This window comes from Bacteroidia bacterium, assembly GCA_019695265.1.
In the GTDB taxonomy this organism is placed as follows: Bacteria; Bacteroidota; Bacteroidia; order JAIBAJ01; family JAIBAJ01; genus JAIBAJ01.
Genome location: JAIBAJ010000151.1, coordinates 1 through 6183 on the forward strand (window position 1 = coordinate 1; position 6183 = coordinate 6183).

At 38.7% G+C, this 6183-nt stretch carries 7 protein-coding genes; 5 read left to right on the top strand and 2 right to left on the bottom strand.

Going from position 1 to position 6183, the window contains the following annotated elements; translation table 11 throughout:
• Nucleotides 1-2067 (top strand): carbamoyl-phosphate synthase large subunit (carB, locus tag K1X82_14385; protein MBX7183296.1); only part of this gene is annotated, 2067 nt, incomplete at its 5' end.
• An 86-nt stretch (nucleotides 2068-2153) separates the two neighbouring features.
• Here carB and K1X82_14390 read toward each other — a convergent pair.
• Nucleotides 2154-2867 carry a hypothetical protein gene (locus K1X82_14390; protein ID MBX7183297.1) on the bottom strand — a complete coding sequence of 238 codons (714 nt, stop codon included), beginning with the start codon at nucleotides 2865-2867 and terminating at the stop codon, nucleotides 2154-2156.
• A 363-nt stretch (nucleotides 2868-3230) separates the two neighbouring features.
• Here K1X82_14390 and K1X82_14395 point away from each other — a divergent pair, with 363 nt between their 5' ends.
• Genes K1X82_14395 through K1X82_14405 form a run of 3 tightly spaced genes read left to right on the top strand, consistent with a single transcriptional unit; the run spans nucleotide 3231 to nucleotide 4679 of the window.
• Nucleotides 3231-4046, top strand: coding sequence for an SDR family oxidoreductase (locus tag K1X82_14395; GenBank protein ID MBX7183298.1), 816 nt, complete (start codon nucleotides 3231-3233; stop codon nucleotides 4044-4046).
• 1 nt (nucleotide 4047) lies between these two features.
• Nucleotides 4048-4272, top strand: coding sequence for a hypothetical protein (locus tag K1X82_14400; protein ID MBX7183299.1), 225 nt, complete (start codon nucleotides 4048-4050; stop codon nucleotides 4270-4272).
• Nucleotides 4273-4274: 2 nt separating this feature from the next.
• Nucleotides 4275-4679, top strand: a complete 405-nt coding sequence (locus tag K1X82_14405; GenBank protein MBX7183300.1) for a type II toxin-antitoxin system VapC family toxin — start codon at nucleotides 4275-4277, stop codon at nucleotides 4677-4679.
• Here the strand turns inward: K1X82_14405 and bshB1 are convergent.
• Nucleotides 4676-5392 (bottom strand): bacillithiol biosynthesis deacetylase BshB1, encoded by a 717-nt coding sequence (gene bshB1, locus K1X82_14410; protein ID MBX7183301.1) that lies wholly within the window; start codon nucleotides 5390-5392, stop codon nucleotides 4676-4678. The two genes, K1X82_14405 and bshB1, sit on opposite strands and share 4 nt — an antisense overlap.
• A 44-nt stretch (nucleotides 5393-5436) precedes the next feature.
• On the opposite strand from bshB1, the gene lpxK reads away from it, so the two are divergent.
• The coding region (gene lpxK, locus K1X82_14415; GenBank protein MBX7183302.1) for a tetraacyldisaccharide 4'-kinase at nucleotides 5437-6183 on the top strand (747 nt) is incomplete at its 3' end.

Genomic DNA, 6183 nt, shown 5'->3' on the forward strand with positions numbered 1-6183 from the left:
GTGGCACCTTGTATGACCTTAAGTGATACAACCTTTCAGCACATGCGAGATTTAGCCATTAAGATGATGCGAAATATTGGCAATTTTGCAGGTGGTTGTAACGTGCAATTTGCTGTTGAACCCGAAACAGAAGAAATTATTGCCATTGAAATTAACCCCAGAGTTTCCCGGTCTTCGGCACTTGCTTCCAAAGCTACCGGTTATCCGATTGCAAAGATTGCAGCTAAATTGGCTATTGGTTACACCTTAGATGAACTAAAAAACCAAATCACAAAAACTACTTCGGCTTTCTTTGAACCCACATTGGATTATGTAATCGTTAAAATTCCAAGGTGGAATTTTGACAAATTTAAAGGAACCGATACCCGTTTAGGACTTCAGATGAAAAGTGTCGGTGAGGTTATGGCCATTGGACGTAATTTTCAGGAAGCAGTTCAGAAAGCCTGCCAAAGCCTTGAAATTAAACGAAATGGTTTAGGCGCCGATGGAAAGGATCTTACCGATCAGAATAAACTACTGGATAGTTTAAAAAATGCCAGTTGGAATAGGATTTGGCATATCAGGGATGCCATGTTTTTAGGAATTCCATTTAAAACAATACAAAACCTGACAAAAATTGACCCTTGGTTTCTGAGTCAAATTGAAGATTTGGTAAAAACTGAAAAAGAAATAGAGCGCTACCATTTGGGAAATATCCCAAAGGAATTGCTTTTAGAAGCCAAAAAGAAAGGTTTTGCTGACCGACAAATTGCTCATTTACTTCGTTGCCTGGAAAGCGAAGTTTTTAACAAACGTCAGGAATTAGGCATAAAACGGGTTTATAAATTAGTAGACACCTGTGCTGCTGAATTTGAAGCACAAACCCCATACTACTATTCAACCTTCGATTCAGAAAACGAAAGCATTCGATCCGACAAAAAGAAAATAGTGGTTTTAGGTAGTGGACCAAACCGAATTGGACAAGGTATTGAATTTGATTATTCTTGTGTTCACGGGGTATTGGCTGCCAAGGAATGTGGATACGAAACCATTATGATTAATTGCAATCCCGAAACGGTTTCAACCGATTTTGACATTGCAGACAAACTCTATTTTGAACCAATCTTTTGGGAACATATCTTTGACATTATATCCCATGAAAAACCGGAAGGTGTAATTGTACAACTGGGTGGGCAAACAGCGTTAAAATTAGCCGAAAAACTCCATAGGCACGGTATTAAAATAATTGGAACCGACTTTCAATCATTGGATTTGGCCGAAGACCGGGGAAGCTTTTCATCTTTGCTTCGGGACTTAAATATTCCGTATCCGAAGTTTGGTGTAATTAAAAATGCAGAACAGGCCTTAGAATTGGCGAAAGAATTAGGCTATCCTTTGTTGGTTCGTCCTTCGTATGTATTGGGCGGACAAAGCATGAAAATTGTAATTAACGATACCGAACTGGAGCAACATGTTGTTAATATTCTGAGGGACATTCCGGACAATAAAGTATTGCTGGATCATTTTCTTGAAAGGGCTATAGAGGCTGAATCAGATGCAATTTGTGATGGAGAAAATGTTCACATTATTGGTATTATGGAGCATATTGAACCGGCCGGTATACACAGTGGCGATAGTTATGCAGTTCTACCGCCCTTCGACCTGAGTGAAAATGTAATGAACCAAATTGAAACCTACACCAAGAAAATAGCAGTTGCGCTAAAAACTGTAGGATTAATTAATATTCAGTTTGCAATAAAAGATGAAAAGGTTTATGTAATTGAAGCAAATCCAAGGGCAAGCCGAACGGTTCCTTTTATCGCCAAAGCTTACGACGAACCCTATGTTAATTATGCAGCCAAGGTAATGTTGGGGGCTAAAAAGGTTAGTGACATTAACTTTAACCCCAGAAAAAAGGGATATGCGATAAAAATTCCGGTATTTTCATACGAGAAATTTTCCGACATCAATAAAGAACTTGGTCCTGAAATGAAATCGACAGGGGAAGGAATTTACTTCATCGATGATTTAACGGATGAGTATTTTATCAAAGTCTACTCGGAAAGAAACCTGTATTTAAGCAGGTAATTTGAAATTTATACCTAGACAAGAAAAACGAACAGGGTTTTAAGTAGCTAAGCTTCTTAAAACCCTGTTCGTTTTTAGGGGTAGATTTAGATGGCAAGTTTTCTCATCATCATTCTTCGAGCTATTGGGAAAAAAGTTTCTTCAAATGGAATATCCAAATCAGCTTCTATTAAATAGGTAGCCGGTGGAGTAAAAAAAGTCTGCTTTTTTATTAAATCCTCTTTAATACGTTCGGGAGTATTGGTTATACTTTGGAAATAGGAAGCAATAAAGTGGGTACTTAAGCCTCGGTAATTGTCTTGAGGATTCTGAAATATAGTTACCTGGTATTCGTAAACCCTCGTTTCGCGTGATTTGGTTTGTCCAAGCATCAGGTAGCCAAAATTATTTTTTAGGGGCTGAATTCCAACAGATTCCAATTTCAGATGTGATTCAATTTCTTCGTAAATAGACTTGCCTTGTTTTAATACGGCTTCCATTTGCTCAATAGAATAATGAAGAATTTCTTCGAGTTCCTGCAATAAATCTTGCTCTCCATTGAAATGAGTTTCAAAATCTAATTCCAGGTTCTTTAAGTCAATTCCTTTTAATTGTTTCGGTAATTTGGACAAAAACACCGATCGGTTCGATCGTAAATGAATAAGTTCCCGGTAATGATCGATTAATTGTGCTAAAAAAGGATAGAGTTTTTGGGCGTGAAAGTTCGAATTTACTTCCTGAAGCCAAGCCAACAAGGTGTACTTTTTGTATTCAAAATCAATGTACTTATCAGTTAGCCAGTTTTTGCTTAATTCTGCCATAGTACGTTTATTTTTTTATTTACAACGGAACTTTGGTTTTTGAAGTTATACTCGTTAATAATTTTTAAAACTATGGTTGAAACTCCTTCTACTAATTCAGCCAATAAACCTTACTGTTTGTTGAAGACCGATGAAACTCTGAGGTACGGTTCGGGTAGGGATAGAAGTGGAAAACCCACAGCCGACCGCGGCGTTAGCCAAGGTCGGCGAGGATTTGGAACGGATAGCCCGGACCTGAGCCCGGAAATTTCAGACAAAATGAAATATTCATGCGAAGGTACCCGCATAAAAACCAAAACAAGCAAAATTGTAATCAGGTAAATCTTGTTCAAACCGCCGAATCCATTACCTTCGCTACGCAAAATGAGTAATAATAACAAACAAACAGTAGTTATAACAGGTGCTAGCAGCGGAATTGGAAAAGCACTGGCACAGGCCTATTCGGCCCAAGGTTACCAAGTGGTTATTAATGGCAGAACCCTTCAAACCTTGGAAACAACCCGGAAAGAATTAGAAAAATATGGCAACAAAGTGTTGGTGGTTACCGGAGATGTTGCCATTGAAAAAGACTGTAAAACACTGATTGACAAAACCATAGAAGAATTTGGCAGGTTGGATATTTTAATAAACAACGCCGGAATAAGCATGAGGGCCGTATTTAAAGATATGGAATTGAGTGTAATTGAACGTGTTATGGCGATTAATTTTTGGGGAACTGTTTATTGTACCAAATATGCATTGCCCTATTTATTGGAAAGCAAGGGATCAGTAGTGGGAATATCATCTATTGCCGGATATAAAGGATTACCCGGGCGGACAGGATATTCAGCATCTAAATTTGCCATGCAAGGCTTTTTAGAATCGTTGAGGTTAGAGAACCTAAACACCGGGTTGCATGTATTGATTGCTTGTCCGGGATACACCGCATCGAACATCCGAAATGTGGCCCTATCGGCTGATGGAAGTGCACAAGGTGAAACCCCGTTTGAGGAAGGAAATTTGATGAGTGCTGAGGAAGTAGCTTCACATATTGTGTCCTCGGTAAGGAGCAGGAAGGATAGATTGGTACTGACTAGGCAAGGAAAATTGCTTGTATTTTTGAATAAATTTTTTCCGAAATGGGTTGATCATTTGGTTTATAATACTGTTTCGAAGGAAGCCAATTCACCATTTAAATAAGATGGACAATTCGACCAAGAGAAGAATATTTAGGAAGGTAGAGAGTTTGGATGAAGAGCGTTTACAGGCCTTGTATCATTGGTTGGGATTGGATGAGGAAGATGATATTCAAAAAGCAAGGGAAAGAAACACCAATTTAGCAGGAGTTTGGAAAACTGTTCCGGATTTAGTTTTTAACGCCGTATTAAAGGAAATTTACACGAATAGAAAAGCTAAAAAGCTCTAGGGATGCAGGCATTGATAGAAACCGATATTTTGTTTCTCTATTTAAAGGGAAATAAACAAGTAGAAAGTCAGATGAAAAAGTATTTAGCTGAATACGGAAGGCTGAATATCAGTGTATTATCCTACGATGAAATCATTGAAAACTTGAATGCTAACAAAGCTATGAAGCAATTAAATGATTTTATGGAATTTTCGCGTTATAATAACATTATTCCATTGACTGTCAATTCGATTGAGATAGCTGCCGGACTTTATTCTTCAGCAAAGAGTTTAAAAAATCCATTTGACGACATCAGTATCCTTATTGCAGCTATTTGTTTAGAAAACCAATACAAATTAATTACCAGACAACCTGAATTTTTCAATCGGATAAGCGGATTGGTAGTAGAAAATTGGGAAATGGCTTAAATGAGATCCAGGAGGTTATTAACTCCAAAATCTCTGGTTTTAATAAAACCTTCTCCATGTTCAGTGCCGATTAAGCGACCTAATTCGGAAGCACGATTGCTAAGAGAGTCCAAAAAACCTTTGCTGGAAATAACGGTTGGAGGTTCGTTGGAGTTGGGGTTATAAAATTGTGATTTATGTGCCAAAACCGCTTGCATTTTGGTATTCCAGAATCCGGTAACATCGAAAATAAAATCAGGTTTCAGATCATAAAATTGGATGTAATGGAGAACATTGGAGGGTCTCCAAGGATCTTGCAATTGTCCATCGATACGGGTTTCAATTTGTCGGAGTCCGGCTAGAAAACAGGCTTCAACGACCAATTTTGCTGCTCTACCATGATTAGGATGACGATCGTTTGGTGCATTTGCCAGAACCAATTTAGGACGGTATTTACGAATAACCTCGATGATTTTTCGTTGATGAAACTCATCAATTTGGAAGAACCCATCTTTAAAACAAAGGTTTTCCCGGGCAGAGGCGCCCAAAATTTTCGCTGCATCTATGGCCTCCAGGTCTCTGATTTCCGGAGTTCCACGGGTTCCAAGTTCGCCTCTGGTTAAGTCTACAATACCAATGGAATTTCCAAGGAAAACCTGCTTTGCCAGGGTAGCTCCGGCAGCTAATTCAACATCGTCAGGATGAGCTCCAAATGCAAGAATATCAAGAATCATATGGGCAAAGATAAGAATTGTCATCTTTGCACTTACCTTTAGCCGTGCGAAACTTACTAGCGCCGATAGCGATTTTTTATGGACTTGTATTGAGGATAAGGCATTGGCTTTATGACACCGGCCTTATTGCCTCCTATAGGCCCTCTGTATTGACAATTTGCGTTGGAAATTTAGAATTTGGAGGGACAGGAAAAACGCCGCATTCTATTTATTTAATAGAAAAATTAATAAGCCAGGGACAGCGGCCGGGATTTGTAAGTCGAGGATATGGCCGTTTAACAAAAGGTTTGAAAACGGTGGATTTAGACTCAACTGCCAATCAGGTTGGAGATGAACCCTTGTTAATTAAAAACAAATTTCCTGAAATTCCGGTAGTGGTTTGCGAAAGCCGAGAAGAAGGAATTCTTTATTTGGAAAGAGTTCATCCGAACCTTTCGGTACTTATTCTGGATGATGCTTTTCAGCATCGAAGGGTAAGTCCTCATTATTCCATATTACTTACTAATGGAGAACAACCTTACTGGAAAAACAAGTTATTTCCTTGGGGAAGTTTAAGGGATATTCCGCAATCGGAAAAAAGGGCAAACATGGTAATTACCACCCGAATCAAGACTAAGACCCAATCGTATGTACGAGGTAAGGCTTGGGTAATTGAATCGGAGCAAAAAATAGGAAAACCTATATGCAAGTCTTTGAAAAAACCTGAAAAAGCTATTGAACGTTGGTTGGTTTTTTGCGGCATTGCCAAACCCGGTCAATTCATTGACTCAGTGAAGCAGGTTAGCCAAATA